The 19,402-nt window shown below is 61.6% G+C and carries 18 protein-coding genes; 11 read left to right on the forward strand and 7 right to left on the reverse strand.

What is annotated here, in order from left to right; translation table 11 throughout:
• Positions 1-45 precede the first annotated feature (45 nt).
• The gene (locus RWJ89_RS12930) at positions 46-1,848 is read left to right on the forward strand and encodes a thiamine pyrophosphate-dependent enzyme (RefSeq protein ID WP_316031002.1); all 1,803 of its coding nucleotides are present in this window, start codon (positions 46-48) and stop codon (positions 1,846-1,848) included.
• 366 nt (positions 1,849-2,214) lie between these two features.
• Here RWJ89_RS12930 and RWJ89_RS12940 read toward each other — a convergent pair whose 3' ends face one another.
• From RWJ89_RS12940 to RWJ89_RS12955, 4 genes are all read right to left on the reverse strand, one after another.
• On the reverse strand, positions 2,215-2,769 hold the full coding sequence (locus RWJ89_RS12940; protein WP_316031003.1) for a DUF1003 domain-containing protein: 555 nt from the start codon (positions 2,767-2,769) through the stop codon (positions 2,215-2,217).
• 125 nt (positions 2,770-2,894) lie between these two features.
• A complete protein-coding gene (locus tag RWJ89_RS12945) occupies positions 2,895-3,116 on the reverse strand; it encodes a helix-hairpin-helix domain-containing protein (protein ID WP_316031004.1) in 222 nt (73 codons plus the stop codon).
• Between the two features lie 112 nt (positions 3,117-3,228).
• Entirely contained in the window at positions 3,229-4,251 is a 1,023-nt protein-coding gene (locus RWJ89_RS12950; protein ID WP_316031005.1) for a Gfo/Idh/MocA family protein, read from the reverse strand.
• Entirely contained in the window at positions 4,251-5,237 is a 987-nt protein-coding gene (locus RWJ89_RS12955) for an MDR/zinc-dependent alcohol dehydrogenase-like family protein (protein ID WP_316031006.1), read from the reverse strand. Before RWJ89_RS12955 ends, RWJ89_RS12950 begins: the two co-directional genes overlap by 1 nt.
• A gap of 33 nt (positions 5,238-5,270) precedes the next feature.
• On the opposite strand from RWJ89_RS12955, the gene RWJ89_RS12960 reads away from it, so the two are divergent.
• From RWJ89_RS12960 to RWJ89_RS13000, 9 genes are read left to right on the forward strand one after another with little or no spacing between them, the layout of a single operon-like run.
• The gene (locus tag RWJ89_RS12960) at positions 5,271-5,477 is read left to right on the forward strand and encodes a hypothetical protein (protein ID WP_131640095.1); all 207 of its coding nucleotides are present in this window, start codon (positions 5,271-5,273) and stop codon (positions 5,475-5,477) included.
• Positions 5,468-6,574: an NAD-dependent epimerase/dehydratase family protein gene (locus RWJ89_RS12965; protein ID WP_131640094.1), complete on the forward strand. Its 1,107-nt coding sequence runs from the start codon at positions 5,468-5,470 to the stop codon at positions 6,572-6,574. The genes RWJ89_RS12960 and RWJ89_RS12965 overlap by 10 nt, the downstream gene beginning before the upstream one ends.
• Entirely contained in the window at positions 6,571-8,613 is a 2,043-nt protein-coding gene (locus RWJ89_RS12970; RefSeq protein ID WP_316031007.1) for an NAD-dependent epimerase/dehydratase family protein, read from the forward strand. The genes RWJ89_RS12965 and RWJ89_RS12970 overlap by 4 nt, the downstream gene beginning before the upstream one ends.
• Positions 8,614-8,636: 23 nt before the next feature.
• Positions 8,637-9,716 (forward strand): glycosyltransferase family 4 protein, encoded by a 1,080-nt coding sequence (locus RWJ89_RS12975; protein WP_316031008.1) that lies wholly within the window; start codon positions 8,637-8,639, stop codon positions 9,714-9,716.
• The gene (locus RWJ89_RS12980) at positions 9,713-10,843 is read left to right on the forward strand and encodes a CgeB family protein (protein ID WP_316031009.1); all 1,131 of its coding nucleotides are present in this window, start codon (positions 9,713-9,715) and stop codon (positions 10,841-10,843) included. The genes RWJ89_RS12975 and RWJ89_RS12980 overlap by 4 nt, the downstream gene beginning before the upstream one ends.
• Complete coding sequence (locus tag RWJ89_RS12985; RefSeq protein WP_131640090.1) at positions 10,840-11,928, forward strand: CgeB family protein; 1,089 nt, start codon at positions 10,840-10,842, stop codon at positions 11,926-11,928. The genes RWJ89_RS12980 and RWJ89_RS12985 overlap by 4 nt, the downstream gene beginning before the upstream one ends.
• The gene (locus tag RWJ89_RS12990) at positions 11,925-13,043 is read left to right on the forward strand and encodes a CgeB family protein (RefSeq protein ID WP_316031010.1); all 1,119 of its coding nucleotides are present in this window, start codon (positions 11,925-11,927) and stop codon (positions 13,041-13,043) included. The genes RWJ89_RS12985 and RWJ89_RS12990 overlap by 4 nt, the downstream gene beginning before the upstream one ends.
• Before the next feature lie 10 nt (positions 13,044-13,053).
• Complete coding sequence (locus RWJ89_RS12995) at positions 13,054-14,109, forward strand: UDP-glucuronic acid decarboxylase family protein (RefSeq protein WP_222319576.1); 1,056 nt, start codon at positions 13,054-13,056, stop codon at positions 14,107-14,109.
• A gap of 33 nt (positions 14,110-14,142) precedes the next feature.
• Positions 14,143-14,904, forward strand: coding sequence for a TIGR04290 family methyltransferase (locus RWJ89_RS13000; protein ID WP_168345525.1), 762 nt, complete (start codon positions 14,143-14,145; stop codon positions 14,902-14,904).
• A 44-nt stretch (positions 14,905-14,948) separates the two neighbouring features.
• Here the strand turns inward: RWJ89_RS13000 and RWJ89_RS13005 are convergent, their stop codons facing one another.
• Entirely contained in the window at positions 14,949-16,343 is a 1,395-nt protein-coding gene (locus RWJ89_RS13005; RefSeq protein ID WP_316031011.1) for a cytochrome P450, read from the reverse strand.
• A gap of 176 nt (positions 16,344-16,519) precedes the next feature.
• Between RWJ89_RS13005 and RWJ89_RS13010 the strand changes: the two genes are divergently transcribed.
• Entirely contained in the window at positions 16,520-17,620 is a 1,101-nt protein-coding gene (locus tag RWJ89_RS13010) for a flavodoxin family protein (protein WP_316031012.1), read from the forward strand.
• 42 nt (positions 17,621-17,662) lie between these two features.
• Here RWJ89_RS13010 and RWJ89_RS13015 read toward each other — a convergent pair whose 3' ends face one another.
• Complete coding sequence (locus RWJ89_RS13015; protein ID WP_131665392.1) at positions 17,663-18,463, reverse strand: SDR family NAD(P)-dependent oxidoreductase; 801 nt, start codon at positions 18,461-18,463, stop codon at positions 17,663-17,665.
• Between the two features lie 192 nt (positions 18,464-18,655).
• Positions 18,656-19,183, reverse strand: coding sequence for a sigma-70 family RNA polymerase sigma factor (locus tag RWJ89_RS13020; RefSeq protein ID WP_131665457.1), 528 nt, complete (start codon positions 19,181-19,183; stop codon positions 18,656-18,658).
• Between the last annotated feature and the right edge of the window lie 219 nt (positions 19,184-19,402).

Genomic DNA, 19,402 nt, shown 5'->3' on the forward strand with positions numbered 1-19,402 from the left:
TAGCGACGCAGGTTTGCGGTCTTTGACAAGCAAAGGACGAGTTCGATGCTCAATGCCGCCGACATATTGATTGACACGCTGATTGAATGGGACGTCAAGTTCGTCTTCGGCCTTCCCGGAGATGGAATCAACGGTGTCATGGAAGCGCTGCGCAAGCGCCAGGACCGGATCCGGTTCATCCAGGTTCGGCATGAGGAATCGGCCGCCTTCATGGCGTGTGCCTATGCCAAGTTCACCGGAAAGCTCGGCGTTTGCCTTGCAACGTCCGGACCCGGCGGCACGCATCTGCTGACGGGCCTCTACGATGCCAAGCTCGACCAGATGCCGGTGCTTGCGATCACCGGAACGCAGTATCACGACCTGATCGAGACCTTTACCCAGCAGGACGTCGACCTGACCCGCGTGTTCGACAATGTCGCGATCTATAATGCGCATGTCAGTGACGCATCGCACATGGAAAACGTCGCCAGCCTTGCCTGCCGCTCGGCGCTCTCACGCCGCGGCGTGGCACATCTCTCCATCGCCAATGACGTTCAGGAGATGGACGCGAAATCGCGCTCGAAACGAAACCGTCCCAAACACGTGCCGAACCGCTATTTCCGGGGCCGCCAGATCCCTGAGGAAATCGAGCTCGATCGTGCGGCCCAGATACTCAATGATGCCCGCAAGGTGGCGATCCTCGCCGGCCGGGGCGCCGTCGGCGCCCAGGTGGAATTACGCGAGATTGCCGACCTCCTCGCGGCGCCGGTGGCCAAAGCCCTGCTCGGCAAGACCGCTCTCGCCGACGACGATCCCTTGACGACCGGCGGCATCGGAATTCTCGGCACGGCCCCGTCGCAGCAGATCATGGAGCAATGCGACGCGGTGCTGATCGTCGGTTCCTCCTTTCCCTATATCGAATATTACCCGCGGCCCGAAGGCGCCCGCGGCGTGCAGATCGACAGCGATCCTCAGCGAATTGGCCTGCGCTTCCCCGTCGATGCCGGTCTCGTGGGCGAGGCGCGGGAAACGCTGCGGCTGCTGAAGCCCAGGCTGAACAGCAAAACGGATCGGTCATTTCTGGAGCAGGCGCAAACGGCGATGTCCGACTGGCGCCGAAAGATGGAGATGATGGAGACGGACCTGAGCGCTTCCTTGAAGCCACAGGCCGTGGTGCGAGCCTTCGGCAGGCGTATCGCGGCCGACGGCGTGTTGGTGGCCGATTCCGGCCAAAACACCGAACTCGCAGCGCGCCACATCGACCTCGGCCCGGCAAACCAGTTCGCCGTCTCCGGCGCGCTCGCTTCGATGGCCTCCAGCCTGCCCTATGCGATAGCGGCGGGCGCTGCCGATCCGAAACGGCCAATCTACGCGGTCATCGGCGATGGCGGATTCGGCATGCAGCTCGGGGAGTTCTCGACCGCTGTCCGAATGGCTCTGCCGTTGAAAATACTGGTGATCTGCAACGGCATGCTCAACCAGATCGCCTGGGAGCAGATGATGTTCCTCGGCAACCCGCAATTTGCCTGCGAACTGGCGCCGATCGATTTTGCCAAGGCGGCAGAGGCAATGGGAGGCCACGGCTTCACGATCAGCGGCTTCGATCAGATCGAGCCGACTTTGGAGGAAGCTTTTTCCGTGGCCGGTCCTGTGGTCATTCAAGCCTTCGTCGATCAATACGAGCCGATGATGCCGCCGAAGATGCCGAAAAACTACGCCAAGAATTTCCGCGAGGCGCTTGCCGATACGTCGGGTCATCAGGCGATCGAGGCAAATGTGTCGCGTTCGCCGCTTCGCGAGATGATGGCCGCCGGAGAGCAGGAAAAGGAACTATCCGAAAACACGACCGATTTGCCGGGCATCCCTTGAGCCGTCGAAGGAGGTGCGCCGACCCGCGCGTGACCTGGTGGAAAGAGCATTGTGAACAGCTTGTCTTCAGCCGGTGGCAACTTTCGCGCCGCAGCTCATCGCCTGCGCCGGTTCTTATCGTCCGCTCCGGTAGGTCCGGTCTCGCTCTCGCCTCGCCATCCGGCATCTTCTGGCCGCTGAACATCTCGCCGGATCCGGCAGACGGCATCGGAACATGGTCGATCGCCGATCTCGCTAATGCTTCGAAAAAAGCGCGGTCTGCCCGTTGGTTCGTCGCCTTCCGTATAGTCGCCTTGGCGAGGTTTTCGCACAATTCCACCAAATGCGTCTTTGCCGGTTTAGGCCAGGTTCCGCGATTGCGCCGCTTTACGCCAGCGGCGTGTTGGTTTCCCGACGCCGCATTTTCTCTTCGATTTCGTCCAGCACCTCTTCCGGCGTCACCTGCTCTTTCAGTTCCTCGAGCTCCTCTCTCGTCTCGATTTCGACGCCGAGTTTCTCGGCGATGGCCGAAACCAGCGTCAACACCTCCGTCGCCTCATGCTCTGCCAGAAGACAGATCTGCAAGTTGAGATCGGCGCGCTTGTCGTCGGCCTCCGCCATACGGTTTTGGCTGATCAGCACGAATGTCGAGATGAAAATCGCTTCGACAGACGCGACCATCGCCAGAATGACGAATGACGGGTCGAAGGCGGGTATCAGCGGAAGCAGGCCGGTATTGACGACGATCCAGAGCGTGACGACCAGCAGGTGCAGGTAGACGAACATCATCGATCCCGCAAAACGGGTAATGGCATCGGCCGCCCGCTCCTGCCGGCTCGATTGCCCCGCCTCTTGCTCCCGCCGCTTCAGCAGAGCCTCGATGTTGCGATCGAGACGTCTGGATATCGTGCTCTGCTGCTGCTCGGATCTCGGTGCCGACATTGAATGCTTCCATGTTAAGCAAATCCAACCTCTGTGAAGGCGGAGAGTTCCGCCTTTAAAAACCGCCGCTCAAGTCATCGGCGAGCCGACGATTGCGGATTGGTTGGCAGCTGGCTCTCGCCGCTTTAGGGTGTACTCTGAGACAACCGGATGAGTTCGACCGCCCGCTTGCCGATGCCGGGAAGCGCCAGAAGTTCGTCGTCGGTCATCGAAGACAATTGACTGACACGCTTAATGCCGCTGGAAAGAAGCGCCTTGACGATCCAGACAGGGATTTTGCTGCGGGCGAGCATATCGCTCGAGGCTGCCCGCGGCTTCGACGTCGTCCCTACTGGTCGAGAGGCCATATTCATCCCGCAGATGATTTGCGACCGCCAAAACCGGCGAGAGGCTCGGCGGTTCCAGCCGATTCACCGCTGACTGCAAACAATTTCGTCCGGCCGGTCCGACACCGCTGCTTCATGCGTGCCGATAGATGTCGTCGATAATTTCGGCGACATCGACAAGTCGTTCGCAGGACGGATCGTAAGCCTGACCACTGGCGAGAAGCGCCGCCCAGTCCGCTGCCGCCCGGCCACCCCAGTCGTCGGGAGGCCGGACAATTTCTTCAGTCGATGTGCCGCGGAAGCGATGGGCGGCAAAGTCATAGAACGACCCGCCGACATTCCTGAAGGATGCACCCCCGGATGTGCCGAAGAAGTCGGCGCCGATAACCGCATCGCATCCTGCCTGCAGCCGCCAGGAGCAGGCGAGGCGGATGACAGCACCATTTGCCACCGCCAGAGTGGCGACGGCGAAATCTTCGACATCCCCCGCTGCGCTAATCGGCGCGCCGCCTTTCATCAGCGTACTCGTGGTGTCGACCACCTCGGGAAAGTCGAGGCACCAGAGCGCCATGTCGATGAGGTGGACGCCGAGGTCGATCACGCATCCGCCACCCGACAGCGACTTGTCGTAAAACCAGGATTTATCGGGACCGTAGGCATTGTGGAAGACCAGATCGGCAGCGAAGACCGTGCCAAGCTCGCCACTTCTGGTCAGATCGCGGATGCGCTGCATGCCTTCCGTATAACGGTAGGAGAGATCGACGCCCAACAGCCTATCGGCTGATCTGGCGGCGGCCACGACCGCCGCCGCCTCCGCCGCGGATCGGCCGAGCGGTTTCTGGCAAAACACCGCAACGCCCGCCTGCAGCACCCGGATCGACTGCTCGGCGTGCAGAGCGCTCGGCGTGGCGATGACGACGCCGTCGAGGTCGAGCGACAGGAGCGCATCGAGACCGCCGACGATTTCCGCATCGGGCGCAAGGCGCAGGGCTTCTTCCAGCATGTCCTCGGAGGGGTCGGCGATGGCAACGGCTTCGGCCATTTGCGTGCGGAGGATCGCTTCCATTCGGTTTCTGCCGATCCAGCCGACACCGAGAAAGCCGAGTCTCAAGGGCTTGACCCGCGTCTGCAGGAAGCGCTCTGCCATCCTATTCATCAGCACGTCACCATCGCCTTGAGAAAACCATCTGGCCTGTCCCGGGTGGCGTCGAGCGCTTCGCCCAGGCCTTCGAGCGGATAGGAATGGGTATAGAGCGATGACGGGTCGAGCCTGCCGGAAACGACCGCTTCGATCGCCTCGCGCATGCCGCTGATATATATCCTGGGATCGCGTTCGTGAGCATTGATGACGTCGAGGCCACGCCAATTCCAGAGCTGCATATTAACTTGCCTCGGACCGTCCTGATGGTATCCGGCCACCACCAGCCGGCCGCGCTCGGCTGTCAGTTCGCCGGCCAGGTCGAGCGGCCACTGCTTGCCGACCGCCTCGATGACGCGGTGGCAGAAAGCACCGTCGGTCAACTCTCTTACAGCTTCGATGATCCGCCAGTGGTCGTCCATCGCCAGCGTCTCGGCGGCGCCCATGCGCTTGGCGATTTCGAGGGAAAACGGACGGCGCGAGACGGCGATGACGCGCGCGCCGGCGCCGCTAACAAGCTGCGTCAGCAAGGCGCCGAGAAATCCGATCCCGATGATGGCGACGGTCTGGCCCGCCTCGATGCGGCTGCGCCGGAATATGTTCATCGCGCAGCCGAGCGGCTCGCCAGGGAAAGGCTGGCCGTCGAGCGCCGGCGGCAGCGGCACGACCACGTCGGCATCCGCGATGTCGTGGGTGGCGTAGGCATGATATGAGAGCGCAGCGACCCGGTCTCCCGGATTGAGGCCAGACACCCCGTCGCCCAGCGCATCGATCCTGCCCCAGCCCTCGTGACCGAGACCGCCCGGCTCAGTCGGAAAGGTCATCCATTCCGGGCCGGCCCAAGGGCCAAGATTGGAAGCGCACACGCCCGAGCCTTCGAGCCTGATCCTGACCTGGCCCGGTCCCGGCTGGGCAAGAGGTCTCTCTTCGACGGACACTTCTCCGGGGCCGGTGATGATCGCCGCCCGGATTGCTCCCTCGGCCGCTCTTGCCAACATGTTCATGAATTGCTCCTTCGTTTGGCATGGCCGGTCTGCTTGCCGGCAGACGCCGGTGGCCGCTTCTCAATCTTCGAGGAATATTTCGCTCATGGATTGGCCGCCGAACCAGCGACGCCGCCAGATGTTCCGGATGATGTCAAAGAACATGTCAAAGAAGATGACATTGAAGCCGGAACAATCTTCGCCGCGCTTGGTTCGGCAGGTCATCTTCAACTTGAGCGGACGGAAATCAGATGGCGATGATCCTTGTAACCGGCGGCTGCGGCTTCATCGGAAGGCATGTCGTCGAGGAACTTCTCGACAACGGCTATGAGGTGCGGGTCCTCGATGCGTTGATCGATCAGGTTCACGGCGATGCTGAAACGGCGCTGCCCGAGGCTGCCGAAATAATGCGCGGCGACGTCAGGGATAAGACTGCGGTCGAACGGGCTTTGTTGGGTGCCGATGGCGTCATCCATCTCGCTGCGGAGGTCGGCGTCGGACAGTCGATGTACGAGATCGCCCGATATGTCGGCGGCAATGATCTCGGCACGGCGGTCCTTCTGGAGGCGATGATCGGTCGCCGGCCCAAACGCGTTGTCGTCGCCTCGTCCATGAGTGTCTATGGCGAGGGCCGCTATGAAACCGCCGACGGTGCGCAGCTCGATCTGGTCAGGCGACGCGGCGACCAGATCAAGGCCGGCCAATGGAACCTGCGCGGCGCTGACGGCAAAGTCCTGAGGCCGGTTGCAACGGATGAAGAAAAGCCCGTCGATCTCGCCTCGATCTATGCGCTGACCAAATATGCGCAGGAAAAACAGGTCCTGATTTTTGGCGAAGCCTATGGCGTCGAGGCGGTGGCGCTCCGTCTCTTCAACGTATTCGGTGCCGGCCAGGCTTTGTCCAACCCCTATACCGGCGTCTTGGCAAACTTCGCCTCCAGGCTCGCCAATGGCCAGCCGCCGATGATCTTCGAAGATGGCGAGCAGCGGCGGGATTTCGTGCATGTGCGCGACGTGGCGCGCGCCTTCCGCCTCGCGCTCGAAAAACCCAATGCGCCGGGACATGTCATCAATATCGGCAGCGGCCAGGCCTATACGATCGCTGAGGTCGCAACGCTTCTCGCCGATGCTATGGGCGTGCCGGAAATACGGCCCGAGATCATGAACAAGGCGCGCTCCGGCGATATCCGCAACTGCTTTGCCGACATCGCAAAGGCGCGCGAACTGCTCGGCTTCGAGCCGCGCTTCAAGCTGGAAAACGCGCTCGGGCCTTTCGCCGATTGGGTGAGACATACCGGAGCGATCGATCGCGGCGCAGAGATGAAACGGCAGTTGGAGGAAAGAGGGCTGGTATCATGACCATATCCGCATTGTCCGCCGGAACCGGCGCGTCCTCGAGATCCTATGGCTTCGTCGAGTGGTTTCGCCCGGGCGAATACGAGCGGACGTCGCAGACGATCGCAGATGTCGGTATAAGCGGCGCCAGCTACTTGCGCACGCATCTCTCATGGGCCGAATATCTCGCTCCAGGAGGCGAAGCATGGTTTGATTGGCTGATCCCGAAGCTTGGGCGCGAGATTGATCTTCTGCCCTGCATTCACTACACGCCGCCGTCCTTATCCCGGACAGGACGGTCTTCCGGCGCACCGGCCGATCTCAAATCCTATGCCGACTTCGTCGACCACGTGCTCAGCCGATACGGTCGGTATTTCAGTCACATCGAATTGTGGAACGAGCCCAACAACCTGCTCGACTGGGACTGGCGCGAAGACAAGGACTTTCTGCTGTTTTGCGAGATGGTCGGCGCCGCCGCCTATTGGGCCAAACATCGCGGCTGGCGGCCGGTGCTCGGCGGACCATGCCCCTTTGATCCCTATTGGCTCAACCTGATGGGCGAGCGCGGCGTGCTCGGCGTCGTCGATGCCGTCGGCTTCCACGGGTTCCCCGGCACATGGGACAGTGAGGAAGGCACCTGGGGCGGCTGGGACATGCATCTCGGCGAGATGCGGAAAATTATCGGCCGCTTCAACGACAAGGCCGAGATCTGGATCACCGAAACCGGTTATTCGACCTGGCGCAACGACGAGATGGAACAGGCACGGCGTTTCGTAAAGGCCCTGAGCGTGCCGGCCGACCGGATGTATTGGTATTCCTGGCGGGATGTGCCGCCGGATGTGCCGGTGCAGGAAGGCCTCTGGTTCGACCCCCGGCATTACCATCTCGGTGCCGTCACCCATGAGAACCAGCCGAAGCTGCTCGCGCGCCTGCTGATGGAAGGCGGCGTCGAACGGCTCGAGCAGGTCGCCCGGCTCGCTACCCCCAACGTCGCCAAGGGAGCCGCCCCGATCGTCATCACCGGAGGCTGCGGCTTCATCGGCTCCAACCTTGCCGACAGCTACCTTCAGGACGGTGAAGACGTTGTCGTGCTCGACAATCTCGGCCGGCCGGGCGTCGATCAGAATCTCGGCTGGCTGACCGAAAGACATGGCTCAAACGTACATCCCGTCCTTGCCGACGTGCGCGACGCGAGAAGCATCGAAGCAGCCTTTGCCGACGCCAAGGCGGTCTTTCACTTCGCCGCCCAGACTGCGGTCACGACGAGCCTCATCCATCCGATCGACGACTTCGAGGCCAATGCGCGCGGCACGATCAACGTGCTGGAATCGGTGCGCAAGGCCGGCCGCCAGGCTCCGGTGATCTTTGCCAGCACCAACAAAGTCTATGGCGGGCTCGATGACATTGCCATGCGTGAGGCCGAGGATCGCTACCTGCCGGTCGACGCGACCATCCGGTCATACGGGATCGGCGAAGACAGGCCGCTCGATTTCTGCACCCCCTATGGCTGCTCGAAAGGCGTGGCCGACCAGTATGTGCTGGATTATGCAAAATCCTTTGGCATCCCGACGGCTGTGCTGCGGATGAGCTGCATCTATGGCCCACGCCAGTTCGGAACCGAGGACCAGGGCTGGGTGGCGCATTTCCTGATCCGGGCGCTCGCTGGCGAACCTATCTCGATCTACGGTGACGGCAAGCAGGTCCGAGATATTCTGCATGTCGCGGATGCGATTGCCGCCTATCGCGGCGTCCTCGATGGCATTGACGGGATCAAGGGCCGCGTCTTCAACCTCGGAGGCGGTCCGGCGAATGCCGTCAGCGTGCTCGCAGTCCTGCGCGAGATCGGCAGGCTGATTGGGCGCCCGGTCGAAGCTTCCTTCGACGACTGGCGAGCCGGCGACCAGTATTTCTTCGTCGCAGACACCCGCGCGCTCCAGCACACGCTTGGCTGGAGCGCGCGTGTCGGCTGGGAAAGCGGACTGCAGCACCTGGCGGAGTGGCTCATCGAAAACCGTTTCGGCGGCCGGCCGATCCCGCGCCGCGATCGAAAGGTCTCCGCATGATTCGTCGACGAAACCGGATATTGATGACCCTCGATGCGGTTGGCGGCGTCTGGCGTTATACGATGGATCTCGCCGCCGGGTTTCGGTGCCAGGGGATGGAAATCGTCTTTGCAGGCCTCGGACCCGCACCGTCGGCAACGCAGACCGCAGAGGCGAAAGCGCTGGGACAGCTGGTGTGGCTCGATGCCCCTCTCGACTGGATGGCGGCGAGCAGCGCCGAAATATCAGCCGCGCCCGCCGAAATCTCTCGGATCGCCAGAGACTATCGCGTCGATCTGCTGCATCTCAACCTGCCGTCCCAGGCCGCCGGCATCGATACGCCGCTGCCCGTTGTCGCGGTTTCCCATTCCTGCGTCGTCACGTGGTTTGCCGCGGTGCGCGGGACGCCGGTGCCGCCGGACTGGGTCTGGCAGCGCGAGGCAAACCGTGAGGGCTTCGACCGCGCCGATGCGGTGCTGTCGCCGAGCATGAGCCATGCGAATGCGCTGCAGGCCGTCTATGGTCCTGTATCCCGGCTGAAGGTGGTCCACAACGCCAGCCGCGTCGGATCCAACCAGCGTCCAAAGAAGATCTTTGTCTTCGCGGCCGGTCGCTGGTGGGACGAGGGAAAGAACGGGGCTGTGCTCGACAGGGCGGCAGCGGTGATGCCTCTGCCCGTCGTCATGGCAGGTTCTTGCTCAGGTCCCAACGGACAGCGACTGCAGCTCAATGACGCCGACGATCGCGGACCGCTGTCCTATCCGAAGACCATCGCCCTGATGCAGCGCGCGCAAATCGTCGTATCGCCATCCGTTTACGAGCCTTTCGGCCTGACCGCCCTGGAGGCGGCGCGATGCGGCGCGGCTCTGGTGCTGTCCGATATCCCGACCTATCGCGAGTTATGGCACGGATGCGCGCTGTTCTTCGATCCGAATGATCCCCGGTCCCTGGCAGCAGTGTGCATGCGCCTCAGCGAAGACGAGCAATTGCGCGGCGAACTCGTGGTGCGATCGCTGGAGCGCTCGCGAGCCTTCGGTTTGGAACGGCAGGCGGCAGCGGTGCTCGAAACCTATGCGCAGCTGCTGAACGACAAATTTACCCCGGTAGCGGCGGAGCAATCATGAAATTCCTGTTTTACACCCATTCGCTGGTTTCCGACTGGAACCATGGCAACGCCCACTTCCTGCGCGGCATCATGCGCGAGCTGACCCGCCGGCATCACGAGGCGCTGGCGCTCGAACCCGAGGAATCCTGGAGCCGCAGCAACCTGCTCAGCGATCAAGGGCCGAGGGCGGTCGAGAAATTTCACGAACTGTTCCCGCAGCTCCGTTCGCAAATTTACGGACCGCATTTCGATCACGAAGCGGCGATCGCCGAGGCCGACGTCGTTGTCGTCCACGAATGGACGGAACCGGCGCTGGTGGAACGGATCGGCCGAGCCCGGCGCAGCGGCGCCGATTTCACCCTGTTGTTCCACGACACACATCACCGGGCCGTGTCGGCAAAAGGCGATATCGCCGGACTGACGCTTGAAGATTATGACGGCGTGCTCGCCTTCGGCGAGACGCTACGGCAGCGCTATCTGCAGGCCGGTTGGGGCAGATCGGTCTTTACCTGGCATGAGGCGGCCGACGACGCGTTGTTTTATCCGAGGCCGGAAATCGAAAAGACCGGCGATCTCATCTGGATCGGCAATTGGGGCGATGACGAGCGCTCCACCGAGTTGATGGAATTCCTCGTCCACCCCGCGCATGAGCTCGGGCTGACGACGACCGTTCGCGGTGTGCGCTACCCTCAACAGGCGCTCGATGCTCTCGAAGATGCAGGCATCGCCTATGGCGGCTGGATCGCCAATGCAGAGGCGCCGCTCGCTTTCGCCGGCCACAAAGTGACCGTGCATATCCCGCGACGCCCCTATGTCGAAAACCTGCCCGGCATTCCAACGATCCGTGTCTTCGAAGCGTTGGCCTGCGGCATCCCGCTGATCTCAGCCCCCTGGCACGATGCCGAAGCGCTTTTCAGGCCGGGCAGGGATTATCTCGTTGCCAAAAATGGCCGAGAGATGACGCGCCTGCTGCGCGAAGTGATGGCGGACGATGCTCTCGCGGCTGCGCTGGTCACATCCGGCCTCGAGACGATCCGCGCGCGGCACACCTGCCGGCATCGCGTCGATGAACTCTTCTCGATTCTGGAGCAATGCGGCACGGCGGGCGTCGTCGGGCAGCTGCCAGCCAAGGAGGCTGCCGAATGAAAATCGCCTTTTACGGATCAAGCCTGGTTTCAGCCTATTGGAACGGTGCCGCCACTTATTATCGCGGCCTGCTGCGCGCTCTGGCGCAGAAGGGCTATGACATCACCTTCTACGAGCCCGACGTCTACGACCGGCAGAAAAACCGCGATATCGATCCGCCGGAATGGTGCAAGGTCGTCGTCTACCAAGGCACAATCGAGGCGCTGAAGGAGGTGACGGCGGCTGCGGCCGAGGCCGATATCGTCGTCAAAGCCAGCGGCGTCGGTTTCGAGGACGATCTCCTGCTGCAGGAAGTTCTTCGCCACGCCAGACAACGGGCTCTGAAAATCTTTTGGGATGTGGATGCGCCGGCAACGCTCTCAGAGCTGCGGCAGAGCCCCGAGCACCCGCTTCGCAAATCCTTGAGCCGGATAGACCTCATCCTCACCTATGGCGGCGGCAATCCCGTGGTCGACGCCTATCGCAGCCTCGGTGCAGCCGACTGCGTGCCGATCTATAACGCGCTCGATCCTGAAACCCATCATCCGGTGCAGGAAGAGGCGCGGTTCACCGCAGATCTTGCCTTTCTCGGCAACCGTCTGCCCGATCGTGAAGCGCGGGTCGAGCAATTTTTCCTCGAACCGGCTGCACGCCTGCCGCAGCAAAAGTTTCTGCTCGGCGGGTCCGGCTGGAGTGACAAAGCGTTGTCGTCGAACATCGTTCACATCGGGCATGTCCCGACCCGCGACCACAACGCTTTCAACGCGACGCCGAAAGCGGTGCTCAATATCTCGCGTGCAAGCATGGCGGAAAATGGCTTTTCGCCGGCAACCCGCGTTTTCGAAGCGGCCGGCGCAGGCGCCTGCCTGATCACCGACTATTGGCAGGGCATCGACCTGTTTCTCAAGCCCGGCGACGAAATCCTGGTGGCGCGCGACGGCCAGGATGTCGCCGATCTTTTGGCCGGCCTGACATGGCAGCAGGCCAGGGCGATCGGACAGCGGGCGCTGAGACGCGTGCTTGCCGAACATACCTATAGCAATCGCGCCGAGACCGCCAATGCCATCTTCCGCGCCCGGGCCACGCGAGCGGAGGCTGCCGAATGACCAGTCCGCTCGATATCGTCATCCTCGGCCTCTCCTTGTCGTCGTCCTGGGGCAATGGTCACGCAACGACCTATCGCGCCCTCATCGGCGGCTTGCACGCTGAGGGGCACCGGGTGCTGTTCCTGGAGCGCGACGTGCCCTGGTATGCAGCGCATCGAGATCTTCCCGATCCCGACTTCTGCCAGCTCGTCCACTACAGCGACATCGATGAGATGATCGAAAACCATGCCGATCGGATAAAGGCGGCGGACGCGGTCATCATCGGGTCTTACGTTCCATCCGGCGTGGCGGTTATCGACACGATCGCCGCCCTTAAGCCGCGACGGCTGTGCTTTTATGATGTCGACACGCCGGTCACGCTGGCGAAACTCGACCGCGGCGACGAGGAATATCTGGCGCGCCGACAGCTTGCGACCTTCGACGCCTACTTCTCGTTTTCGGGCGGAGAGGTTTTGGCGCGGCTCGAACGCCGATACGGCGCGCGTAAGGCGATCGCTCTCTACTGCTCCGTCGATGCGAGCCGATACCGGCCGACCGGCGAAGCCTTCCAATGGGATTTCGGCTATCTCGGCACCTATAGCCCCGACCGGCAGCCAACACTGGAGCGGCTGCTGGTTGCGCCTGCCAGGCAGCTGCCGCATCTGAGCTTCGTGGTTGCCGGTCCTCAATATCCGGGGAATATCGACTGGCCGGCAAACGTCGAACGGATCGAGCACCTGCCTCCTACCGATCATCCGAGCTTCTACAGCCGGCAGCGTTTTACGCTGAACGTCACGCGAAGCGACATGATTGCAGCGGGCTGGTCGCCCAGCGTGCGGCTGTTCGAGGCCGCTGCCTGCGGCACGCCGATCATCAGCGACGACTGGCGCGGCCTGGACGAGCTCTTTGCCGACGGTCAGGCAATCGTCGTCGCCAAAGGATCGGAGCATGTGATCGACGCCCTGACGACAATCTCTCCCGAGGGGCGTCGTGCGCTGGCATCGGCCGCTAGGGCGACGGTGCTTGAGCGCCATACCGGCGAGGTGCGGGCTCGTGAACTCGCCGCCGCCTTGCGAGAACTGCCAGAAGAAGGGGTGAACGACAGCGCCCCCGAACCTCAATCCATTTCAGCCTAGGAGACGCATGATGCTGCAAAGGACGCGAAACGGAAGAGTGAAGACTGTGCTTGTCGCCGGAGGAGCCGGTTTCGTCGGCTCGCATTTATGCGATGCGCTGCTTGCCCGCGGCGATCGGGTAATCTGTGTCGACAGCTATATCACCGGATCTGAGGACAATATCCGGCCGCTGATCAACCATCCGAAGTTCCGTCTGATCGAAAAGGACATCTGCCATCTGGATAGAATCGACGAGCCTTTAGACCAGATCTACAATCTCGCCTGTGCGGCATCGCCCCCACAGTATCAGGCAGACCCGGTGCATACGATGATGACCTGTGTTGCCGGCACCGGCAATCTGCTTTCGCTGGCCGAACGGCACCGCGCCTCGTTTCTGCAGGCGTCGACGAGCGAGGTCTACGGCGATCCCGTCCAGCATCCGCAGACGGAGGACTACCGCGGCAATGTCAGCTGCATAGGCCCGCGCGCCTGCTACGACGAGGGCAAGCGGGCGGCGGAAGCACTTTGCTTCGATATGCTGCGGACCGGCAAAGTGGACGCACGTGTCGCCCGCATCTTCAACACCTATGGGCCGCGTATGCAGCCGAGCGACGGGCGGATCATCTCCAATCTGCTGGTACAAGCCATATCAGGCGCGCCGCTGACGATTTACGGAAGCGGCGACCAGACGCGCTCCTTCTGCTTCGTCAGCGACCTCGTTGCAGGTCTGATGGCGCTGATGGATGTCGATCCCAATCCGGCCGCCCCGGTTAATCTCGGCAATCCCGGCGAATTCACGATCAACCAGCTGGTCGACATGGTGATGGCCATGGTGCCGTCGACTTCGATCGTCGTCCACAAGCCGCTGCCGCAAGACGACCCGCAGCGCAGACGGCCCGACATTTCGCGGGCAAAAGACCTTCTCGACTGGCAGCCGACGGTCCCGCTTGCCGAAGGTCTGCGCCTGACGGCCGATTGGTTCATCGCCACGGCTCGTCCTGACGGCGGCTTCGATGGCGCGAAGGTCACGCGGCGCTCGAACTGGCGGCAACGTGCAAAAACCGGACGCACCGCGATCGGCGTCTGACGTGTGAGCGATGAATAACAAAGGAGAGCCGAGATGGGTGCAGCACAGCCGACGAGAGATCAGGACCTGCAAAAGCGGATTCAGGAACTCGGGCCGTGGTTTCAGAATTTGAACATCGGCGGCCACATGACAGCGGCCGATCATTTCCTCGGAGACTATCCCACCTTCAAGTGGAAAGGGTTTCAGCATGTGCTGCCGGCCGATCTCAGCGGCCTCAGCGTGCTCGACGTCGGCTGCAACGCCGGCTTCTATGCCCTCGAGATGAAACGCCGCAACGCCGCCCGTGTCGTCGGCATCGATTCCGACCCGCGCTACCTGGCGCAGGCCCGCTTCGCGGCGGAACAAGCGGGAGCGGAGATCGAGTTCCGGCAGATGTCGGTCTATGACGTCGCCCAACTGGGTGAAAAATTCGATCTGGTGATTTTCATGGGCGTGCTCTACCACCTGCGCCACCCCCTGCTGGCGCTGGATCTTCTCTATGAACACGCTGTCGGTGACATGATGCTGTTCCAATGCCTCCAACGCGGCGACGAGCGCATTCCCGACCTTAGGAAAAATTACGACTTTTCCGAATGGAGCATCTTCGACCAGCCTGAATATCCGAAGCTCTTCTTTGTCGAGGAACGTTATGCGTCCGATCCGACAAACTGGTTCATTCCCAACCAGGCGGCGGTCGAGGCGATGCTGCGCAGCGCCGGCTTTCGAATCGACGATCATCCGGAACGGGAGGTCTATTTGTGCCGGCGAGGCCAACGCCATTATGCAGTTGAGCCGCCGCCGGCAGCTAAGACCTAAAGACTATCGCTTCTGCGGATCGCCACTGCGACAAAGAATGGATTTCAATGAGGCGGAAAGCCTGCCGCAGCATGCGGCGCACCGGCTCCAACCCGCTGCCTGCTTAGCCGTAGCCGAATATCGAAGTGGTTGAGGGTGCCGGGCAGGTTGTCGACCGTCAGAGACGGTTGAAGCAGCGTGATATCCGCCTCCGACAACAGCGCGCCGATGGCGAAGCTTGCAATCGCCGGTACGAGATTGTGGGCTGGACAAATGGCAGCACCAGCGCTGAAAGGTACGAATCCGACTGTCGGCAAGGTGTCGTTTGGTCCCCAGATACTTGGTTCCATCCGGTTTGCATAAGCCAGCTCGGGATCACGGTGAAAGAAGGGCGCGAAGATGATGACGCCCGTGCCGCGCGCCACGGTCCTGTCGCCTTTGATCTCCTCGGTCAGCTCTCTGAGGATGACGGGTGTCGTCGGCCAGAGGCGCAGAGCCTCGAGCAGGCAACTGCGCGTGAAGGGACGATCAAGTTCGGGATCTTTAACTTCGTCAACGGCTTTGGCCCAGTAGCTCGGATGGCAGGCAAGCAGCGCAAGCGTCCGGAAAACGGCAATTCCAGCAGCGTCGAAGGCAAACAGCCATTGGGCCACCTGACTTTCTAAATCGAAATCGCTGCCTTTCGGCAGCCGACCAATCAGGCTGCCCTCCTCCGGCTGGCGCAGATATTGACCCAGCTGCTGCTGAAACTGCCGAAGCTTGCGCCGATCGATGGAAGCTGCAAAAGCCCAATTCGCCCGACTTCGAAGGTCGTTCAAGGTCTTCGTCAAAGTGACGTCGTTGCGCGCGCGATCGCCGAGTACGGTCCGGCGAACAATCCGGAACCAGGCTTGCGAGAACGCAGACCAATCGAGTTCGTTCGGCCGGTCGGCACCAATGCCGTCCAAAATCTCCGGGAGTTCGGAATCGACGATCGTCTTGAAGCGGGCCGAAGAGGGATGCAGCCGGTCCGCGCTTGCCAAAGCATGTTCATGAATCGGCCGAAGCTCGGCCCGCCGCGAGGCATCTGAGATCAGCACGTTTTTCGGTTCGAAATGCGCAAGAGCGGCGCGCTTCTCCCAGGTTGCCGTGGCAAATGGCTGGGGCGAACAGTGGAGCACCGTGGAGACGTCGGCAGGGTCAAGGATAAGCAGCTGCGGCCGGAACGGTATAGGCAAGAGGAGGGGTGCCCGGCCATATTTTTTCACCAGCCGCTGCATCTGCCTGACGGCGCTGGTATCCAGACCCTGCCGCTGTGCCAGGCGTTCCATGATCGGGCGGCGAATGATGACGCCTTTGGCCGCCGTCGGAACCATGACAGCCGCAACCACGCGCAATGTGTCGATCCAGTTGGCGCGATTTATACGGGCGAAGCCGGCGGGTCTTGCGTTGGAAAAGACGGCCTGGCTGCGAGAGTTCATGATCCCAAAGCCCCTTGCTGCATGGAATATCCGATCGGCTTTATTTGCGAACCAGGACAACGGCCGATTGTTCCGGCCTGAACCACGATCCCCGATAGACGCATACCGCTTGGAGGCAGCGGAACAGAAGCTGGCTCGCTTGCGTTGTTTCGAGCGCATAGATGCGTGGAGGCCCCATGCCTGACGAACCTGCCGCAACCGCACCTGACCTCGAACCGCGAAAGGGCAGCCCGAGCCCTCGTCTCGACGAGAGCGAGTTCAAGAAGCGTTTCCTGAGCCAGTTCAAGGACCGGGCGTACGAGACTTTGGAACACGAACTCGGCAAAGTCGCTGCGGCTGCATGGGATGCTTACGCCCATTCGCGAAAGAGCCCGATAACCAGGAAAGCTGGACCAGGTTTTGCCGATCCCGACTATGATCTCGCCGTCGATTGGCTCGCGGCGAGAGACGAAATCCGCGCTGCGCAAGCGCGCTTCGAGGATGAGAGCGCGCCATTGCGCGTCCTCCTCATCAACGGTTCGTCGCGAAGCGAACATAGCTGTCCGGGCGAGCTTTCCAAAAGTTTTCGGATGGTCGAAATCGCAAGGGAGGTGTTTGCCGCCGCCGGCGTCATGGTCAGCGTCCTCGATCTCAGTCGCATCGCTTCCGAATACGGCCGCCAGATCCATCCGTGCAAGGCGTGCTTCTCGACATCGGCCGCACTCTGTCACTGGCCGTGCTCCTGTTATCCGAATTACTCGCTCGGACAGATCCACGATTGGATGAACGATATCTACCCGATGTGGGTCGAGGCCCATGGCATCATGATCGTCAGCCCGGTGAACTGGTACCAGACGCCCTCGCCGCTGAAACTGATGATCGACCGGCTCGTCTGCGCCGACGGCGGCAATCCGGACCCGACAAGCACGCATGGCAAACATGCCAAGGAGGCCAAGGAGCTTGAGATGCAGGGATGGGACTATACACGCCATCTTTCCGGCCGCCTTTTTTCGGTCGTCGTTCACGGTGATACCGAAGGGGTCGAGAATGTCCGGCGCAGCGTCTCCAACTGGCTGACGTCGATGGACCTCATCCCGGCCGGAGCATTGGCCGAGGTCGAACGTTACATCGGTTATTGGGAGCCCTACGCCACTAGCCACAATGCTTTTGAAAGAGACAAAGCCTTTCAGGAGGAGGTGCGCAATGCCGCCCGAACGCTTTTGGAGGGCATCACGTTACGCCGCAACGGCAAGATGGTGGCGGCCGGAAGACGATTGAAGCAGCCGCGTGAGAAGTAGACGGGATTGCCGATCTCGTCTGGATCGACGCGTCAGGGTAATCTACTCCTTGCCTGAACCTGGTTCAGCCATTTTGGCATGCTGATGAGCAAGAATGCTTGCCGGCGTCACATTGGCGACGGCCGCCTGCAGTTTATTCTTCCAGCCGCTGACGATATCCCCTTCACCGTCCATCATGGCATCGAAGCCGATCTTGGCGACGTCAGCCGGATCATCCTTCTTGGCCTGCCCGACGGAGGTATCCATGAGATCGGCGCGCTCGAAAAATTCGGTATCGGTCGCGCCGGGCATCAGGCAGCTGACGGTCACGCCAGTCTCTTTCAATTCCTCGCGCAGGGCGAAGGAGAAGCTGTTGATGAAGGCCTTCGTTCCATTGTAGACGGCCTGGTAGGAGCCGGGCATGAAGCCGGCGATGGAGCCGGTCAGCAGAATGCGACCCTCGCCGCGGCTGCGCATCAGGTTGCCGACCTGCTGGACGAGATAGATGGTGCCGACGATGTTCGTATCGACGACTTTTCGCGCTTCCGCAAAATCCTGGTCGAGGAAACCCTTGCCGAGGCCGCGCCCGGCATTGGCCATCAGCAAATCGACCGAACGCCCGGAAGCTTCGATGGCTTCCATCAGCCGGTCGACGCCGTCTTCGGTGGAGAGGTCGGTTTCGATCGCCTGGACCGACGTGCCAAACTTCTTCAGGTTCGCCGCTGCCTGCTGGATGCGTGTCTCGTCGGCGGCGATAATCAGATCATAGCCTTCCTGCGCCGCGCATTTGGCAAGTTCATAGCCAATGCCCGTCGAGGCGCCGGTGATCACCGCGAGACCTTTTCCAAGTTCATTCCTATCCATGTTTGGTCTCCTAGAGTTCGGAAAAAGCTGAAGCCACCAAACCTGAAAAGAGAGGATATGTTCCGGCGGGCGGCGTCTCGGCGTGCGGTGCGGGAGCCTCGGCGGATGCGCCATGTGGCTCCCGACGTTCAGCCTCACAAAGGACGGCTGTGTGATGATTGCTGATTGGCGGCGACGGAAACAGAAGCGCGATTAGTCGATGAGTTGGTTCCCCAGCAGCGACTGCAGGGTCTCGCGGGCGCGGCTGACGCGGCTTTTCAAGGTGCCAACCCGGCAGCCGCAGATCTTGGCGGCATCTTCATAGCTCGTTCCGGCCGCCACCAGCGTTAGCGCACGGCGTCTGTCGTCGGAGAGGCGGGTCAGCGCCTGTTGCAGCTCGCGCTCGCGAAGCGCCCATTCCTGGCTCGGGGCAATTGCGACTTGCTCCATCGTCACGTCCATTCCGACCGGCTCACGCTGCCGCCGGCGATAGTTGCTGCAGAACGTATTTCGAAGGATTGTGAAGAGCCAGGATTTGAGAGAAGTGCCGGGATGGTAAAGATGAATTGAATTGAACGCTTTCAGCAGCGTTTCCTGCACGAGATCATCGATGTCGTCCTCACTGCGCAGGAATCTTCGGGCAAAGGCGCGCAACGCCGGTGTCAGTTCGACAATCTCCAGCTCGATCGAGGATGTTTCTTCGCAATGTGACGCAGGACGTGGTGAAGATAGAGACGTCATTTTTCTCTCCTGGGATTGAAAGGAAAGTCCCGAACATCCTAATCGTTGCCGTGCGGTATCGGACAAACATGTCGTTTCGCTCATCGGCGGACCTCTCCCCAAGCGACGGAAACACAACGATGCCGGGAGGCTGTGGCGGACCGCGCGCACTAGCGTTGCCGGAAGGGATTTTCGCGGCGCGATTCGACTTTGGAACGGCAATCCGGCCAGATCGTTCCA

This window comes from Rhizobium sp. 10PS4 (assembly GCF_032464805.1).
Classification (GTDB): domain Bacteria; phylum Pseudomonadota; class Alphaproteobacteria; order Rhizobiales; family Rhizobiaceae; genus Rhizobium; species Rhizobium laguerreae.

Coding starts and splice junctions, on each gene's coding strand:
- RWJ89_RS13005 (WP_316031011.1), bottom strand. CDS start 16,343: ATGAACTCTCGCAGCCAGGCCGTCTTTTCCAACGCAAGACCCGCCGGC.
- RWJ89_RS12970 (WP_316031007.1), top strand. CDS start 6,571: ATGACCATATCCGCATTGTCCGCCGGAACCGGCGCGTCCTCGAGATCC.
- RWJ89_RS12975 (WP_316031008.1), top strand. CDS start 8,637: ATGACCCTCGATGCGGTTGGCGGCGTCTGGCGTTATACGATGGATCTC.
- RWJ89_RS12940 (WP_316031003.1), bottom strand. CDS start 2,769: ATGTCGGCACCGAGATCCGAGCAGCAGCAGAGCACGATATCCAGACGT.
- RWJ89_RS12985 (WP_131640090.1), top strand. CDS start 10,840: ATGAAAATCGCCTTTTACGGATCAAGCCTGGTTTCAGCCTATTGGAAC.
- RWJ89_RS12930 (WP_316031002.1), top strand. CDS start 46: ATGCTCAATGCCGCCGACATATTGATTGACACGCTGATTGAATGGGAC.
- RWJ89_RS13020 (WP_131665457.1), bottom strand. CDS start 19,183: ATGACGTCTCTATCTTCACCACGTCCTGCGTCACATTGCGAAGAAACA.
- RWJ89_RS12990 (WP_316031010.1), top strand. CDS start 11,925: ATGACCAGTCCGCTCGATATCGTCATCCTCGGCCTCTCCTTGTCGTCG.
- RWJ89_RS12995 (WP_222319576.1), top strand. CDS start 13,054: ATGCTGCAAAGGACGCGAAACGGAAGAGTGAAGACTGTGCTTGTCGCC.
- RWJ89_RS12945 (WP_316031004.1), bottom strand. CDS start 3,116: ATGGCCTCTCGACCAGTAGGGACGACGTCGAAGCCGCGGGCAGCCTCG.
- RWJ89_RS13010 (WP_316031012.1), top strand. CDS start 16,520: ATGCCTGACGAACCTGCCGCAACCGCACCTGACCTCGAACCGCGAAAG.
- RWJ89_RS12965 (WP_131640094.1), top strand. CDS start 5,468: ATGGCGATGATCCTTGTAACCGGCGGCTGCGGCTTCATCGGAAGGCAT.
- RWJ89_RS13015 (WP_131665392.1), bottom strand. CDS start 18,463: ATGGATAGGAATGAACTTGGAAAAGGTCTCGCGGTGATCACCGGCGCC.
- RWJ89_RS12955 (WP_316031006.1), bottom strand. CDS start 5,237: ATGAACATGTTGGCAAGAGCGGCCGAGGGAGCAATCCGGGCGGCGATC.
- RWJ89_RS13000 (WP_168345525.1), top strand. CDS start 14,143: ATGGGTGCAGCACAGCCGACGAGAGATCAGGACCTGCAAAAGCGGATT.
- RWJ89_RS12980 (WP_316031009.1), top strand. CDS start 9,713: ATGAAATTCCTGTTTTACACCCATTCGCTGGTTTCCGACTGGAACCAT.
- RWJ89_RS12950 (WP_316031005.1), bottom strand. CDS start 4,251: ATGAATAGGATGGCAGAGCGCTTCCTGCAGACGCGGGTCAAGCCCTTG.